Origin of the sequence: Streptomyces sp. B15 (genome assembly GCF_018070605.1) — a bacterium.
GTDB classification, from domain to species: Bacteria; Actinomycetota; Actinomycetes; order Streptomycetales; family Streptomycetaceae; genus Streptomyces; species Streptomyces smyrnaeus.
This window is the reverse complement of record NZ_JAGPXJ010000005.1, coordinates 1-15,346: the sequence shown is the minus strand read 5'-3', so window position 1 is coordinate 15,346 and position 15,346 is coordinate 1. Positions and strand designations below refer to the sequence as shown.

Here is a 15,346-nt window from a genome sequence, read left to right as displayed (position 1 = left end):
ACATATGCCGAACGGGGACGTACTGACTGCCGAGCAGACCGGAGCGGCCGCGCTGCGCGACCCCCAGTTGTCCGTACCGGCGCTGCCCCGGCTGCGCCGCGGCCTGGCGGTCCAGCCGGTCAGCGAGGGCCTGGTCGTCGAAGGGCTGCCCGCGCCGCAGGTGTTCCGCGGCAAGGCCGCCACCGCGCTGCTGCCCCGGCTGCTGCCGCTGCTGGACGGCACCAAGGACTGCGCGGCGCTCGCCGAGGAGCTGGGCATCGCGCCGCGCGCCGTCTTCAAGGCCCTCTCGCTGCTGTGGATGTGCGGCGTCATCGAGGACACCCCGTCGGCCGGGAGCGAGCAGTCCGCCGCCGGGGACGCGCTCGCCGCCGAACTCGCCGACCACCTCTCCCGGATGGGCGACTCCACCGGGGCCAACAGCTGCTGGGAGCAGGGCGCGCTGCGGCTCACCACGGCCCGGGTGGCTCTCTTCGGCACCGGGCCGACGGCCACCGCGCTGGCCGAGGAGCTGGGGCCGTCCGCGCCGGTGGTCCGGGTGACCGGCACCGACGGCGTACCGCCCGAGGGCACCACGCTGGCCGTTGCCGCCGAGCTGCCGGCGGCCGAGCTGTCCGCCGTCGCCGCCGCCTGCCGGGAGCGGAACCTGCCACTGGTGCGGGTGGCCGTCTTCGCAGGCCGGGCCCGGCTGGGGCCGTTCGTCCACCCGGACTGCACCCCGTGCCTGGACTGCCTGCTGGCCGAGGAGGCGGACACCGAGGACGACCCCGGAACGCCGGAGGCCGACGAGGAGGCGGCCGCGCTCACCGCGGCCCTGGCCGCGCACGACCTGTTCGGTTTCCTCTCGCGCTCCGTCCCCTCGCCGTACCCCAACCAGTGGCGCACCGTCGCGCTGGACGATCTCAAGCAGCGACGGCACAGCGGCGCCACCCGCCCCGGCTGCCCCACCTGTTCCGCTGCCCGGCCCGCGGACCCGGCGCCGGAGGCGACCGCGGTCACCGAAGACCCCCGCCCCGCCCCGCTGGCCGCGCGCTACGAGGCGTTCATCGGTTTCCCGCCGCACGAGTACATGGACCCCAAGGGCCACCAGCAGCACTACAAACCCTCCAACCTGGCCCTCCAGCGCCAGGAGAAGACCTGGCCGGTCTGCCCCCGGGTCGAGCTGCCGGACCCGGACACCGCACGCCTGGCCGGCCGGGCGTACGGACCCGAGGAAGCCGGCCCGGACGCGGCCGCCGACGTCGATGCGCAGACCCTCTCGCTGGTCCTGGCCACCACCGCGGGCATCCGCGTGGGCGACCCGGACTTCCTGCGCCGCTGGACACCCAGCGGCGGCAACATCGGCTCCGTCCTCGCGCACCTGGCCGTACGCGACGCGGCGGGGCTGGAGCCCGGCCTCTACGGCTACGTACCCGGCGAGCACCGGCTGGCCCTGCTGGCGCCCGGCACCGCCGCCCTCGCCGGAGTGCCCGGGAGCGGCCCGGCCACGCTGGTGCTGACCGGCAACCTCGGCAAGGTCGCCAAGAAGTACCACTCCTTCGCCCTGCGGGTGACGCTGCTGGACGCCGGCTGCGCGCAGGCCACCCTGCGCCGCGTCTGCCGCACCCTCGGCCTGCCCCGCACCCCGGTGCGGCGCTGGGACGAGCGGGCGGTCACCGGGGCGCTCGGTGTCGACCCGCGCGTCGAGCCCGTCACCGCCGTCACCGACCTCGGGAGGCCGCTGTGATCGCCCCGGACGACCTCGCCCTCCAACTCGTCGACTCCTTCGCGGACGCGCCCGCGCAGCCGCGCACGGAGGCCGCGCCGTTGCGCGCGGCCCCGCCCGCGCCGCTGGGTCCCGACGTACCGGTGGGCACCGGCCGGGACCAGGACACCGGCGCCGGCCGGCTCGACCTGCTCGCCACCCTCCGGGCCCGCCGCGCCAACCGCGTCTGGTCGCCCGAACCGCTGGCCGCGCTGCTGCTCGCCGACATCATCGCCGAGGGAGTAGAGACGGACGCGGAGGAGTGGCCGGACGAACAGCCGTACACCCCGCTGGAGATCACCGTCGTCGCCTTCCGGGTGGCCGGCCTGGCGCCCGCCGTGCACCGCTTCGACGGGCTCGCCCGCACCGCGCGCCCGGTGATGGAGCTGCCGCCGCCCGAGCGGCGCCACACCCTCACCCTGCAGGCCGAGTTCGCGGACGCGCCGGTGATCGTCTCCGTCGCCGTGGACCTGCGGACGGCCGAGGCGCGCGACGGCGGCCACGGCTACCGGACGCTGCTGACCCGTGCCGGCGCGGCCGTCCACACCATGTGGCTGGCCGGGGTCTCGCACGGGCTGACCGGTTCGGCCTTCGCCGGGTTCATCCCCGCCTCCGTCCGTACGCCGCTGCGCTCCGACGGCACCAGCAGGCAGCAGGTGTTCGCCCTCGCACTCGGCCACCCGCCCGCGGCCCCGCCGGGCGGCGGACCCGCCGCCCCCTGATCGTCCGACGGCGCGCCCCGGGCCGGCCACGACCCCCGGCACGCGCCGTCGGATGCGCCCCATCCACATCGAGCGACGAAAGGAAGTGATCCCGTGGAAGACGTCATCGACCTGTACGCCGTGGCCGAGGACGAGCTGGCACTGGAGGAGCTGCCCGAGGGCAACGCCCTGGCGAGCTTCTCCACCTCCACCAGCGCCAGCACCGCCTCCTGCCCGGCGACCAGCGCGTCCAGCGCCTCCAGCGTCTCCAGCTACGGCTGAGCGGCGCCCAGCACAGGAACCGACAGTAAAGACCGACAGGAAGAGGTACCTCCATGGAGCCCATGGACCACCTGGAACTCGACCTCTACATCGAGGATCAGGACCTCGCCGTGGAGGAGCTGCCGGACGGCAACGCACCGGGCGGCTGCTTCGCCTGCGCGGGTTCGGCCTCCACGGCGTCCTGCCCCGGCTCGTCGGCGGCGACCGTCGGCAGCGCCTCCTGCATCGGCTGACAGCCGGTACCCGGCACGGCCACCACTTCGGCACCCGACTCGCAGAAGGGAGATGAGACATGCACAACAGCGACGACCTCGATCTGTTCGTCGAAGCGTTCGACGACGACCTGGCGGTCGAGGAGCTGAGCGAGGGCACCGCGCTGAGCACCTGGGGCAGCGCCACCACGGCAGGCTCCGCCTCCTGCCCGTGGAGCACGGCCTCGTCCTCGTCGTCCGCCTCCAGCTTCGGCTGACCGGCGCGAGGACATCCACCCTTACCGACGACGAAGGAGGGAGGTGACACGCATGGACACCAACAGCGTCGACCTCGAACTGTGGGCCGAGGACCTGGAGATGGAGGCACTGCCCGAGTCGGACAGCCCCTTCACCACCTTCGGCTGTGCCGCGACCGCGGGCTGCGGCAGCTGCCCCGCCGCCTGCCTGGGCACGGCGGGCTGCTTCTCCTCCAACGGCAACTGAGCGACGGAACGCACCGTTCCACACAGCTCGACAGCGGCCTGGTGACACGCGAGCACCGGACCGCGCCGTGAGGTGAGACCCCGGTTCCGGAGCGGGCGAAGCGCCCCGGAACCGGGTGCTCGCGGACGCGACCCGCGAGCACGCTCAGGCTACGACGCGGCCCGCGCGCCGAACCGCCACCAGGTGCACCAGGGAGTTGTGCATGGAGACCCTCACCCGACCGAAGCTCCGCGAGGGCCTGGAAGTCATCCGCGGGATGGACGACCACCCGCTGCTGTACGACGCGTCCTCCGGTATCTACCACCGGCTCAGCCGGTCGGCCGCCGGCCTCGTCCAGCGGCTCGACGGCTCCCGGTCGCTCGACGACATCGCCGGACTGATGGCGGCGCGCGGCACCAAGACCCCCGAGGCGGCCCGCACCGAGCTGGACCGCTTCGTCAAGAACCTGTACGACAGCGGCCTGCTGGACGGCTCGCCCACCCCGCAACGGGCCCGGGACGCGGGGCGGCGCGGCAGACGCAACCAGATGATGCCGCGCTTCGTCGTCAGCCGCACACTGCTGCCCCGGCTGCTGGAACCGCTCGCGGCAGTGCTGCGCAAGATGCCCGGCGGCGCGCTGGCGGGCGGCCATATCGCGGGCGGCGTGGTGGGTACCGTCCTCGCCGTGTGGGCGCTGCTGGCCGGGCCCTCCGCCGACCCGAAGCTCGCACACTGGACGACGCTGCTGGCGCTGGTGCTCTTCCTCGGACAGATCGTGCTGCACGAGGCGGCGCACGCGATGGTCGCGCAGTTTCTGAAGGTGCCCGTGCGGGGCTTCGGGTTCGCGCTGCTCTTCTACTTCATGCCGCTGGCCTACGTCGACCGCACCGACGCCTACCGACTGCGCTCCCGGGCCAGCAGAGTCGTCCTGGCGCTGGCCGGGCCGGTCAACGACGGCTGGGTCGCCGGACTCACCGCGCTGGTCGCCACCACGGCGGACGGCACCGTGGCGACCGTGGCCGCGACGATGCTGGTCTTCCAGCTCCTGAGCGTCATCACCAACCTCAACCCGCTGCTGCCCAGCGACGGTTACGCCGCGCTGGAGGCCGGCATGGGCACCGTCGACGCCCGCGGCCGCGCCTTCGGCCTGCTCAAACACACACTGCTGCACCGCCCGCTGCCCTCCCACCTGGCGGCCCTGACACCCGCCGCACGCAGGCTGCACCTGGCCTACGGGGCACTGTGCACGCTGTATGTGCTGGTGCTGGCGTATGTGGCGGTGGTGGGCACGGTCTTCTCCTACGGCAGCGTCCAGGGGATGTGGGGCCGGTGACCTCCCCTTCCGCCGACCGCCTCCGGGCACGGTCGGGCGTTCCCGAGCTGACCCGTGTCGCCGGGCTGCCCGCCGCCTGCTGCCCGCTTCCCGGTGCCCGTACAGCCGAACTCCTGGACCGGCACGCCGAGCTGAGCGGTGCGCTCGAGGAGCTTCGGCCCCAGGTGGAGGACGTCCTCTACGCCCTGGTGCCGCTGCTGGACGACGCGCGCGAGCTGCGCCGCGCCGTCCTGGCCGCGCGCCGCGCCGCACACCGCGCCGCCCCGCCGGGCTGGGACGAGCAGACCGGGGCGCGGGTGGGGGAGTACGCCGACGAGGAGGCGCGCGCCACCCTGCGCCGCTGGCAGGAGCTGACCGCCGCCGCGCAGGCAGTGGCCGCGGAGTTGGACAAGGAGGTCGCACGGGACCGCGCGGCGGCCGAGGAGACCCTGACCGCCGCGCTGGAAGACCCCGGCTTCGCCCACTCCCTGGCGCTGGCCACCCCCGACTGGGTGCGCTACGGCAGCGCCCGCAGGGGCCGCAAACGGCAGCGCGCGATGCGGACGCTGTACTCCTACACCGTCCGCGCCGCCGCCAAGACCAGCCCCTTCGCCCGGTTGACGACGGTCGGCGCACCGGGCCGGGACCACGACGGCGAGGCGGTGCAGCAGGTGTCGGCCACCGTCGCCTTCACCGCCCTCCACGCCCTGGCACGCTCCCCGCACACGGCGCCCCTGCTCCGCTACCGTCCGGCAGCCGTCCGCCAGGCGGCCGTCCGCCCGGCCGGACCCGGCGAGGAGGCGGCGGAAGAGGACGTGCGCGAGCTGATGCTCCACCCCGAGTACGTCGCCACCGGCAGCGTCACCTGGCGCATCGACCACGTGGGAGAGGCGGGACCGGCGGCGCACTGGGCCCGCCGGCTGGCCGACGGCTGCGACGAGGACGACGGCACGCTCTGCCACGAGGCGGCGCTGCGCGCGCTCGGCGGCACGGACCCCTTCCGCCGCTTCCTGCGGATGCTCGACAGCGGTGTACTGGCCCCGGTGGCTCCCTGGCGGCGCGGCGAGGACCCGGTGTCGGTCCTGCTGGGGCTGACGGCCGGCGCGGGGAGCGACGGCCCGGCCGTCGTGCGGCAGCTGCGCGAGCTGGCCGCCGGCCAGGCGCGCATGGCCCGGCCGGCGCGGGCCGGGGACGACGGGCCGCGGCGGCGGGCCCAAGCCGTCGCGCGCGTGCGCGAGCTGGCGCGGGACTGGGCGCGGGAGGCCGGCTGGGACCGGTTCGAGCCGACCGAGGTCTGGTACGAGGACGCGGTCACCGATCTGCGGCTGCCGCCCGTGCTGGAGGACGAGGACACCGCGGCCGACCTGCGCCGCCTGGGGGCCGAGATCCGCCCGCGGCTGTTCCGTTCGCACCTGTACGACGAACTGGTGCGCCGGTTCGTCGCCACCTACGGCAAGGGCGGCAGCTGCACCGATGTGCTCGGTTTCGCCATGCGCTGCGGGGCCGAGACCGACCGCGACCCGGAACTGGAGCGCGCCGCGCAGCTCGACCTCGCCGCACGGGAGGACCCGGGGGAGCGGGCCTGGCTCCCGGTGGGCCCGAGCAGTGCGCCTCCGGCGGCGGCGGTGCTCTTCCAGCGGATCGAAGGCGGACGGGGCGTGCGGGGCGAGGGCGGCCCCCGGATGGTCGTCAACCAGTTCAACCCCGGCACCGGCGGTCTGCTCACCCGCTTCAAGGGGCTGCTGGGCGACGCTTTCGCGGACGCGCTCCGTACCCATGTGCGCCGCTGCTGGCCGCACGCCGTGCACCACCACGAGATGGTGCTGTGGACCGAGTGCAGCACCGCGCAGGCCCAGTCCTCCGGGCTGCTGCCCCCGCTGACCCTCCCCGGGGAGCTCGACGCACCCGGCGCCCTCCCGCTGAGCGCCACCCGGCTGGTCCACGACCCGCGCCAGAACACCCTCACCCTGCTGGCCCCGGACGGGCAGCCGCTGGCCGCCGCCTACACCGGGCTGGTGCCCACACATCTGTTCCCCAAGTTCGCCCGGTTCCTCGCGGTGCTGGCCGATCCGTGGGTCAACGGCTCGCCGCTGTCGGACTACCGCATGCCCTTCCAACTGCCCCGCGAGCCCGAGCGGGTGGTCGCGCTGGACAGGAGGACGCTGGGCGGCGAGGGCCGGGTGGTGACACGGCGGGCCTCGTGGATCGTGCCCGTGGACCGGCTCCCGCTTCCCGCGGCCGGATCCGGCGGCGACGCGGAAGCCGTGGCGGCAGCCGACGCGTTCCGCCGTACACACGGCATGCCGCGTGAGGTGTTCGCCTATCTGCTGCCCGCGGCCGGGGGCGGGATGAGCCCGGACCACGACCGCAAGCCGCTGTGGATCCGGCTGGACTCGGCCGTCTCGCTGGACGTCCTGGCCCACTGGATCACCCCGAGCACCGGCCATGTACGCCTCGTCGAGGCGTTGCCCGCGCACGATCAGCACCCGCAGCGTGACCGCGACGGCGAACGGCGCGCCACCGAGCACGCCGTACTGCTGTACTGGGCCGGTACCGAGGCCGGCCCGTCCGGCACGGACCGAGAGGGGGAGCGGTGACCGCGACGCCTGCCCGCAGCGCGGCGGCTCGTCAGCAGGACGCCGAGGAGCCGTGGGACTGGTGGTACGTGAGGGCCTATCCCGGCGGCCCCGCCCGGATGGACGCGGCCGTGGTCGCGGCGCTGCCGTGGCTGGCCGGGCGGGCGGCCGAACTGGCGGCGCCCGCCTGGCACTTCCTGCGCTACTGGGACGCGACCGGCCACCATCTGCGGCTGCGCATCCGCTGCACACCCGAGCAGGCCGACACGCTGCACGCCCGTACGCCGGAGCTGCGCGCGCTGATGGCCGCCCTGCCCGAGCAGTCCCCCGAGCCGGACGGCGGCGGTCTGCTGCCCGCCGAACCCACCATGGCCCCTCGGCACCAGCCGACCGGGGTGAGCCCGGCCCCCTACGCGCCCGAACAGGCCAAATACGGCGGCGCGGCGGGCATCCGGTCGACCGAGGAGGTCTTCACCGACTGCTGCGCGATGCTGGCCGAGACGGAACTGGTGGCCCTCCCCGCCGGCTACGAACGTGCCGCGGCCGCCGTCGACCTCACCGGCATGCTGGTGGCCTCCTGCCTGGCACCGGGTGAGCGGGACGCCTTCTGGACGGCGCACCGGCGCCGCTGGCTGGCCCGGCTGCGGATGGTCCTCCCGGGCGACGAGGCACGGGACCGGCTGCGCACCCTGGCGCGGGAGGTGCGGCAGGCGCCGTGGCCGCGCGAGCCGGTACGCGGCAGGCTGGCGGCGCATGTCGCGGTGGTGGCGGGGTCCCTGGACCGCTGTGCGGCCTCGCACGTCCCCGTGCCCCGCGCCGAACTGCTGCTGCACCACCTCCATATGACCTTCAACCGGCTGGGCTTCCCACCGGCGGAGGAGGCGGCGCTGGTGCTGGCCGCCCGCGCGCTGACGGCGCGGGAGTGACCCGGCCCGACCGGCGCCGCCCGGTCCGGCACCCTTCGGCCGGGGCCGCGGCCGGGGCCGGGCGTGCGGGCCGCGGTCTTCAGGCGGCCTGTGCGGGCTGCGGCGTCCGGGCGGTGGGGGAGACGGTGGGCCGGGTGAGCTCGGCGCGCCCGAACAACAGCGCGTACCCGGGCGGGAGTCGGTCGATGATGCGGCTGATCAGATCCTCACCGGCGAGCCTGGCGACCAGCGCGAGGACGGTGCCGGTGTCCCAGCGGGTGGTGGCGGCGGTACCGCCGGTCCGGGAGGCGAGGTCCTTCACGAACTCCCAGCCGGTCAGCTGAGCGGACTCGGGGATCTGCGCGGTCAGGACGCGCGCTGCCTCCGTCGGGAGGACGGCGGCGAGGTCGACGCGTTCGTCGCCGGTCAGGCGCCGTCCGAGTGCGGAGAGGACGGCGTGTATGACGGCCTCGGCTCGTTCACGGGTGGGGTAGGCGCCGTCGTACCGCACGCGTTCGACCAGTTGGTCGTACGTCATGCCTTCCGTGACGGGGCCGGCCTGGGGCTTCATATGCGTCAGTGACACGTTTCGATCTCCGGTTGTGGTCGAGGGGCGGGCGCTCCTTGCCAGGACCGCTGCGGTCCTGGGGGCGCCCGCTCCGTGGGCTTTCTCCCGTACGGCGGAGGCGTGCGTTTCGAAGGACGGGACCGGGCGGCTCCCGTCCTCCACCCCTCCTGTGCCGCCCTGCGCCGTGCTGGCGCTGGTGTGCCGCCGCGCGGACTCAGCTGCTGATCTGCTTGCGGTCGGCCCCGTTGCCGACGGTGATCTTGCGGGCCTTGGCGCGTGCGCTGACGGGAATGCGGACGGTCAGTACGCCCGCCTCGTAGTCGGCCCTGATGTTGTCGGTGTCCAGCGTGTCGGCCAGCACGACCTGGCGGGAGAAGACGCCCAGCGGCCGCTCGGCGAGCTCCATGTGCACCTCGTCGCTCCCGGCGACGGGGCGGCGCTCCGCCTTGACGGTGAGCATGTTGCGTTCGACGTCGATGTCGATGGCGTCCGGGGAGACACCCGGCAGGTCGAGGGCGAGCACGTAGTCGTCGCCGTCCCGGTAGGCGTCCATCGGCATGGCGGACGGCCGGGACCAGGTGCCGCCCGTGCCCAGGAACTGCTGGGCGATCCGGTCGAGCTCGCGGAAGGGGTCGGTGCGCATCAACATTAGGAAACACCTCCGATGAGCTTGGGCAGTATCTGTGTCTGCCAATGCGCTGCACCTGTCACTCCTTGTACCATGTCAACGGAACGATGACAAGCGTGGTTGTCGCCCTATGGACGACATTGCGAGGGGGGATCCCCGTGCCCACACCTGAAGAACAGCCCCTGCCGCCCGCCCGGAGCCATCCGGCTCCCGCCTCCTTCCTCGCCGCCGCGGCGGCACTGAACCGGATCCAGGAGGCGGTCCGCAGCGCGCAGGTCCCGCCCGGTGACATCCCGCCTCCGGACGCCTCGCCCCCCAGCTGCGACCAGGCGCTGACCGCGCTGCTGGCGCTGCGCCAGGTGCGCGACCAACTCGCCGGCTGGGAGACGTCGCTGATCGAGACCGCCCGCACGGCAGGCGCCAGCTGGGCGGACCTGGCCGCCCCGCTCGGCGTCGCCTCCCGGCAGGCGGCCGAACGCCGCTATCTGCGCGGCCGGCCCGGCACCCCCGGTGCCACGGGCGAGCAGCGGGTGCGGGCCGCCCGCGACCGCCGCGCGGCCGACCGGACCGTCGCGGCCTGGGCCCGGCGCAACGCCTCCGACCTGCGCCAGCTCGCCGGTCAGATCACCGCGCTGCCCGACCTTCCCGCCGAGCCCCGAGCCGTGCTCGCCGGTGCGCTCGCCGACGACGACGCCGCCCGGCTCGTCGCCCCGCTGATAGGAGCACAGCAGCATCTGTCCGGCAGCCATCCGGAGCTCGCCGAGCGCGTCGACACGCTCGCCTGCCACACCGGGCGGCTGCGGCGCGGCGCCGGCGAGACGCGCGGCGCCGACGCCTGAGCGCGTACGGGCCCCACCCGGCGCGAACCAGGCAGGGCCCGGGGCGTGTTGTCCTCCGCTCCGAGCCCCCGGCCGCTGAGGGTGCCGGAAGGCGGGGCCGCAAAGATCTTCGACAGGGGCGACGCAAAAAAATCCGATCAACAGGTTTGACTCCCCGGCCGACGGTTAAACGGATCTGCAAGTGCTTGGGAGAACAGGCACATCGCGGGAGGCGACCGCTCAGGCCCCCGAGGTGTATCTCCTGAGCAGCTCTCTTCCCGCGAGTGTGACCACATCAGCGAGACGGGAGGAGTAGCCCGACATGTGCGCAGTCCGCTACCGCCCGCAGAACGCCCGCCACAGCCACGACGATGCTCCCGACACCGCGAAGGACTTCGAACGGCTGGCCGCGCTGCCGGAAGGACCCGAACGGGAGGAGCTGTCCAGCCGCCTCGTGGAGGCATGGCTGCCGATGGCCCACCGGCTGGCCGCCAAGTACCGCAACCGCGGTGAATCCCTCGAAGACCTGGAGCAGGTCGCGGCGCTCGGCCTCGTCAAGGCCGTCAACCGGTACGACCCGGCGCAGGGAACGCCCTTCGTGCCGTTCGCGATACCCACCATCACCGGTGAGATCCGCCGCCACTTCCGGGACCGCACCTGGGACGTGCACGTACCGCGCCGCGTCCAGGAGCTCCGCAACCGGGTGCGGACCGCCGTCCGGGAGCTGAACACCGGTCTGGACGACGGCCTTCCGTCCGTGGAGCGGATCGCCGAGCACACCGGCATGTCCGAGGAGGATGTGAGGTCCGGGCTGGAGGCCATGGACAGTTTCCGTTCCCTGTCCCTCGACGCCACGGGACCCGACTCCGACGACGGCTTCTCACTGGCCGACACCTTCGGCGAGTCGGAGCCGGAGTACGAGACGGTGGTCGCGCGGGAGGCGGTCAAGCCGTGCCTGCGCGAGCTGCCCGAGCGGCAGCGCCGCGTGCTGTACATGCGGTACTTCCGGGACATGACCCAGTCGCGGATCGGTCAGGAGCTGGGCATCTCCCAGATGCACGTCTCCCGGCTGCTGTCCAAGAGCTGTGAGCGGGTCCGCCAACAGGTCGAACACGACCGCCGCACCCAGCGCGTCCGCCGCACCGAGCGCAGCCACCGCGTCGAACGGGACCGTGCGGCCGAACCGGGCCGCCGACGCCCGGCGCGCTCCCACGCCGCCGCTGCCTGAGCCCGCGCCGTCAGGGCTCCACGTGTTGCCGGAGCAGGCCGATCCGGCTCCGCATTCGCTTTCGCGTCCGCGCTTTCCGAAAGGAGCACCAGCATGCTGCTCGCACACCCCGCTGTCCTCCGGAACCTGGTCGGCGAGTACGAGGCACTCGCCGTTCTGCACGCCGAGAACGGGTCGCCGCAGGTGCGGCAGCGGATGAACGACCTCGCCTACACACTGTGCGTGTCCACCGGCACCCGCGACATCGACGCCGCTCTCATCGCCGCTCGGCACCGTCTGCCCGGTGCCCGCCCGGAAGACGACTCCCTGCTTCAGCGGTCCGGTGGACCGGCGGCCGGGGAACCCGTCCGGCAGATGTCGGCCGCCTGATCCCGTCTTTCCCCACCACCGCGCGGACGGCATCTGCCGTCCGCGCGGTGGTCTGCTCAGGGCCCTGACCCGGTCCCCGGCACCGTCCCGGTGGCCTGTCTTCTCGGCGCCGTACCCGTGTTCTGGCTTCGCCCTGACCCGTCATGGCAAGCCAGAGCGAGCCAATTCCTCTTCATTGGCTCTGTCGCACCAGTCCAATCGGCACCACACTCTCTTGCACAGCGGCTCCTCGGGTGGGCCGCGTCGCCGGTGAGCAGACCAACGGACGTATTCGACGGGCAGGCAGGAGGGGCGAGCGGTGGAAGGAACAGACGGCGCCGGAGGGCGGAGGCGAACGACGCCGGGCGGGGAGGGCGACCACGGGGCACGGCCCGGCCGGCTGGTCGTCGGCGTGAGCGGGTCGCTCGCCAGTCTGGCGGCCCTGCAGGCCGCGGCGCGCGAGGCGCGCAACTGCGGTCGTCCACTGCTGGCGGTGCTGGCCTGGCAGCCGCCGGACGGCGAGGCCGGATACATGCTGCGGCCCGACCGGGTATGGGCCGAGAACTGGCGCCGGGAGGCCCGTGCGCGGCTGGACCGCGCCTTCGACGAGGCGTTCGGCGGTGACCCGCCCGGGGTCGCCGAGGTCGAACGGCGGCTGGTTCGCGACCGGACCTGGCGGGCCCTCGTCGCGACGGCGGACCGTCCCGACGACCGCCTGGTGATCGGGGTGCGCGCCACCCGCCGGGGCCTGTTCGGGCACGGCGGTACGACGCGCCGGGTCCTGGCGCGTGCCCGGTGCCCGGTCCTCACCGTCCCGGCTCCCCGCTTCCCGGCGCTCATGCGCACCCGGCTCCGCCATGCCAGCACGGCGGACTTCCTCCCCGAGGGGATGCGACTTCCCAAGGGGCCGGGCCAGGCGCCCGCCTGAGCGGCCGGGCGCCGGTCAGGCGGGTTGGGGGGCCCGTATCCCGGCCACCTGCCGCACGAGGGCGGCGCAGAAGGCCGGAAGGTCGTCGGGGCCGCGGCTGGTGATGAGGTTCCCGTCGATGACGACCTCCTCCTCGACGACCTCCGCGCCCGCGTTGCGCAGGTCGCTGCGGATACTGGGCCAGGAGGTGAGACGCCGGCCGCGCAGTACATCCGCCTCCGCCAGGGTCCAGGGGCCGTGGCAGATCGCCGCGACGGGTTTGTGCGCGCGCATGAACTCCCGGGCGAAGGCGACCGCGTCGGGATCGGTCCGCAACTGGTCGGGGTTCATGACGCCGCCCGGCAGCACCAGCGCGTCGTAGTCGTCGGCGGACGAGTCGGCGACCGTCCTGTCCACGGTGAACGTGCCTGCCGGATCGATGTCCATCTGGCGGGCGTTGATCTCCCCGGTGTGCAGCGAGATCACCTCTGTCCGCGCCCCCGCCCCGTGCAACGCGCCGCGCGGCTGCTCCAGCTCGACGCGTTCCACGCCGTCGGTGGCCAGCAGAGCCACCGTTTTGCCGTGCAGTTCGTCAGTCATGATGCGGCTCCCTTCGGCCGGGCCTCCGCTCTCGGCGCGTGGCGGGCGAGGCCTGACACGGCCCGGCCACACCTCCTCCGAACAGGGTCCCACTCCTGTAAATCATGTCAAATGGTACAAAAATCGTCGGCCGGGCCGTCAGCGCCCCGCGCGCTGAGAGGCGTCCCCCAGGCAGGCGCGCAGCGCACGGGCGAGGGGTTCGGGCGGCGGCGCGGCGGCGTGTGCGGCCGCACGGCTGCGGCCCTCCCGGCGCGCCCACTCCCACCAGTGCGCCAGCGCCTGGTCGTCCAGCCGCTCGGCGGGGACCACCGCCGGCCAGTCCAGCGCCCGCGCCTGCGCGCTCACCTTCGCGCCGCCCGCCACCGGATCGACGGCGATGGCCGGCACCCCCGCCCGCAGCGCCAGCACCAGACCGTGCAGCCGGTTGGTCAGCACCAGATCGACGCGGGCCAGCACGGCGTCCAACTGCTCCGGGGTGCCGCACAGCCGCCAGTCGCGGGAGTCCAGCCGCGTCTCCAGCTCCAGCAGCGCGCAGTCCCGCGCCCCCAGCCAGGAGGTGACGCGGCGCACCGTCTCCTCGTGCCGCCGCTGTCCCGCGTACTCGTGCTGCCCCGTGGTGAGCAGCGTCGCGACCACGGGCGGCAGCCCGTCGGCCGGAGGGCGGGTGCCCACCGACAGGTCGGGCGACGGCTCGCAGGAGGGCCCGTCCCGGGCGATCACCTCGTGGAATCCCGTCACCGCCGGTTCCGCGGGGTCGACGACGGAGACGCCCACGGCGACGCGGTGACAGTGCGCGAAGCGCTCGTGCAGCGCGGCGGTCTGCGGGCCGCTGCACGGTCCGCAGACGAAGAGCAGCAGATCGTACTCACCGGGCCGCACCGTCTCCAACGACAGCTCCCCGGGCCGGAACCCGGGGCTCCACGCCACGTCGTACTCCACCCCCGCCTCCCGTACGACCTCCTCGGCCCTCCGCAGCGCCAGCACGTCCCCCGCCGTGGCCTCCCCCTCGACAAAGCTGAACCACCCCGTCAGCAAGGCCCTCCGATACCTCACGGACCCGCCCCCGAGGCGCCGGCCGCCAGCGGGGCCGCCGGGCGCGCTCCACTCGGCGCACCGCACGCGGGCAGGGCCGCGCAGGCGTCCAGGACCTCGGCCGGGTCCAGGCGCAGCAGCCGGGGGTCCGGCTCCACGCCGTGCGGGTTCCCGGGCCGTACCCCGTCGCCGGGCAGCGGCCGCCACAGCGGGTGGTGCCGGGGGAGCGCGGGCGGCCCCCACAGGGTGGGGGAGACGGGGCCGAACAGGACGACCGACGGGGTGGCGAGGGCCGAGGCGAGGTGGGCCACTCCCGTGTCGCCGACGACCACCGCACGCGCCTGGCCCACCAGCGCGGCCAACGTGTCGAACGGCAGCCCCGCCGGCGCGCCCGCCACAGCGGCGGCGGACAGTCCGGCGCGCTCGGCGACGCCGTACGCCAGCTCCTGTTCGCCGGGCCCGCAGGTGACCACCACCGGCTGCCCGTCCGCCCGCAACCGGCGGGCGACGGCGGCGAACCGCTCGGGCGGCCACCGCCGCGCCCCGGCGTCGGCGCCCGGATGCAGCACCACGGCCCCGGGGGCCGGGGAGGTGGCGGCAGGACGCCGCAGCAGCAGATCGTCCGCCTCGGCCCGGATGCCGTACCAGGTCAGCAGGCGGCACCAGCGCGCGCGTTCGTGCTCGTCGGGCCGCCAGCGGGGCGCCGAGCCGTCCGCGTACGCCAGCAGCCGCCCGGGAGCCAGCCGTGCGAGCACCGCGCGGCTGGCCGGGCCGTTGCCGTGCAGATCGACGGCGAGCCGGGGCGGGGCCCACGGCCACGGCACCCGCGCCGGGACCTCGCGGTCGGCCGCACCGGCGGGCACCAGGACGTCGACGGCGTCGACCGCCCGTACCGCGTCGGTCAGCCATCCGGGGGCCGCCAGCACCAACTCGTGGTCCGGGAGCGCACGGCGCAGCGCACGCAGCGCGGGCACAGCGGTCAGCAGGTCCCCGAGCCCCAGGGCGCGCAGCACCAGGGTGCGCGGC

At 74.6% G+C, this 15,346-nt stretch carries 18 protein-coding genes; 13 read left to right on the top strand and 5 right to left on the bottom strand.

Annotated elements, in window-relative coordinates; all coding sequences use genetic code 11:
* Positions 1–4 precede the first annotated feature (4 nt).
* The 9 genes from KBY19_RS04120 to KBY19_RS04080 all read left to right on the top strand — a co-directional run bounded on the left by KBY19_RS04120 (position 5) and on the right by KBY19_RS04080 (position 8,212).
* The gene (locus tag KBY19_RS04120; RefSeq protein ID WP_210965176.1) at positions 5–1,723 is read left to right on the top strand and encodes a hypothetical protein; all 1,719 of its coding nucleotides are present in this window, start codon (positions 5–7) and stop codon (positions 1,721–1,723) included.
* A complete protein-coding gene (locus tag KBY19_RS04115) occupies positions 1,720–2,463 on the top strand; it encodes a nitroreductase family protein (RefSeq protein WP_210965175.1) in 744 nt (247 codons plus the stop codon). The genes KBY19_RS04120 and KBY19_RS04115 overlap by 4 nt, the downstream gene beginning before the upstream one ends.
* A 93-nt stretch (positions 2,464–2,556) precedes the next feature.
* On the top strand, positions 2,557–2,724 hold the full coding sequence (locus KBY19_RS04110; protein WP_107488700.1) for a thiocillin family RiPP: 168 nt from the start codon (positions 2,557–2,559) through the stop codon (positions 2,722–2,724).
* Positions 2,725–2,777: 53 nt separating this feature from the next.
* Complete coding sequence (locus KBY19_RS04105) at positions 2,778–2,957, top strand: thiocillin family RiPP (protein ID WP_099881052.1); 180 nt, start codon at positions 2,778–2,780, stop codon at positions 2,955–2,957.
* Positions 2,958–3,016: 59 nt separating this feature from the next.
* Positions 3,017–3,193, top strand: coding sequence for a thiocillin family RiPP (locus KBY19_RS04100; RefSeq protein ID WP_107488699.1), 177 nt, complete (start codon positions 3,017–3,019; stop codon positions 3,191–3,193).
* 52 nt (positions 3,194–3,245) lie between these two features.
* Complete coding sequence (locus KBY19_RS04095; RefSeq protein ID WP_107488698.1) at positions 3,246–3,419, top strand: thiocillin family RiPP; 174 nt, start codon at positions 3,246–3,248, stop codon at positions 3,417–3,419.
* A gap of 202 nt (positions 3,420–3,621) precedes the next feature.
* Positions 3,622–4,731 (top strand): PqqD family peptide modification chaperone, encoded by a 1,110-nt coding sequence (locus tag KBY19_RS04090; protein WP_210965174.1) that lies wholly within the window; start codon positions 3,622–3,624, stop codon positions 4,729–4,731.
* Positions 4,728–7,307 (top strand): hypothetical protein, encoded by a 2,580-nt coding sequence (locus tag KBY19_RS04085; RefSeq protein ID WP_210965173.1) that lies wholly within the window; start codon positions 4,728–4,730, stop codon positions 7,305–7,307. The genes KBY19_RS04090 and KBY19_RS04085 overlap by 4 nt, the downstream gene beginning before the upstream one ends.
* Complete coding sequence (locus tag KBY19_RS04080; protein ID WP_210965172.1) at positions 7,304–8,212, top strand: lantibiotic dehydratase C-terminal domain-containing protein; 909 nt, start codon at positions 7,304–7,306, stop codon at positions 8,210–8,212. The genes KBY19_RS04085 and KBY19_RS04080 overlap by 4 nt, the downstream gene beginning before the upstream one ends.
* Before the next feature lie 79 nt (positions 8,213–8,291).
* On the opposite strand, the gene KBY19_RS04075 is transcribed toward KBY19_RS04080, so the two are convergent.
* Positions 8,292–8,762 carry a DUF2267 domain-containing protein gene (locus tag KBY19_RS04075; protein ID WP_099881043.1) on the bottom strand — a complete coding sequence of 157 codons (471 nt, stop codon included), beginning with the start codon at positions 8,760–8,762 and terminating at the stop codon, positions 8,292–8,294.
* A gap of 211 nt (positions 8,763–8,973) precedes the next feature.
* Positions 8,974–9,408, bottom strand: coding sequence for an Hsp20/alpha crystallin family protein (locus KBY19_RS04070; protein WP_099881041.1), 435 nt, complete (start codon positions 9,406–9,408; stop codon positions 8,974–8,976).
* A 137-nt stretch (positions 9,409–9,545) separates the two neighbouring features.
* Between KBY19_RS04070 and KBY19_RS04065 the strand changes: the two genes are divergently transcribed.
* From KBY19_RS04065 to KBY19_RS04050, 4 genes are all read left to right on the top strand, one after another.
* Entirely contained in the window at positions 9,546–10,226 is a 681-nt protein-coding gene (locus tag KBY19_RS04065; protein ID WP_099881039.1) for a type III effector protein, read from the top strand.
* Between the two features lie 301 nt (positions 10,227–10,527).
* Entirely contained in the window at positions 10,528–11,433 is a 906-nt protein-coding gene (locus tag KBY19_RS04060) for a SigB/SigF/SigG family RNA polymerase sigma factor (protein ID WP_099881035.1), read from the top strand.
* Between the two features lie 93 nt (positions 11,434–11,526).
* A complete protein-coding gene (locus tag KBY19_RS04055) occupies positions 11,527–11,802 on the top strand; it encodes a DUF5133 domain-containing protein (protein WP_099881033.1) in 276 nt (91 codons plus the stop codon).
* Between the two features lie 298 nt (positions 11,803–12,100).
* On the top strand, positions 12,101–12,709 hold the full coding sequence (locus tag KBY19_RS04050) for a universal stress protein (RefSeq protein WP_210965171.1): 609 nt from the start codon (positions 12,101–12,103) through the stop codon (positions 12,707–12,709).
* Positions 12,710–12,724: 15 nt separating this feature from the next.
* On the opposite strand, the gene KBY19_RS04045 is transcribed toward KBY19_RS04050, so the two are convergent.
* From KBY19_RS04045 to KBY19_RS04035, 3 genes are all read right to left on the bottom strand, one after another.
* The gene (locus tag KBY19_RS04045; RefSeq protein ID WP_099881029.1) at positions 12,725–13,288 is read right to left on the bottom strand and encodes a type 1 glutamine amidotransferase domain-containing protein; all 564 of its coding nucleotides are present in this window, start codon (positions 13,286–13,288) and stop codon (positions 12,725–12,727) included.
* Between the two features lie 138 nt (positions 13,289–13,426).
* Positions 13,427–14,320, bottom strand: coding sequence for a polysaccharide pyruvyl transferase family protein (locus tag KBY19_RS04040; protein ID WP_247690587.1), 894 nt, complete (start codon positions 14,318–14,320; stop codon positions 13,427–13,429).
* Between the two features lie 17 nt (positions 14,321–14,337).
* Positions 14,338–15,346, bottom strand: a 1,009-nt coding sequence (locus tag KBY19_RS04035) for a glycosyltransferase family 9 protein (protein WP_247690578.1), incomplete at its 5' end; no start/stop codon positions are given.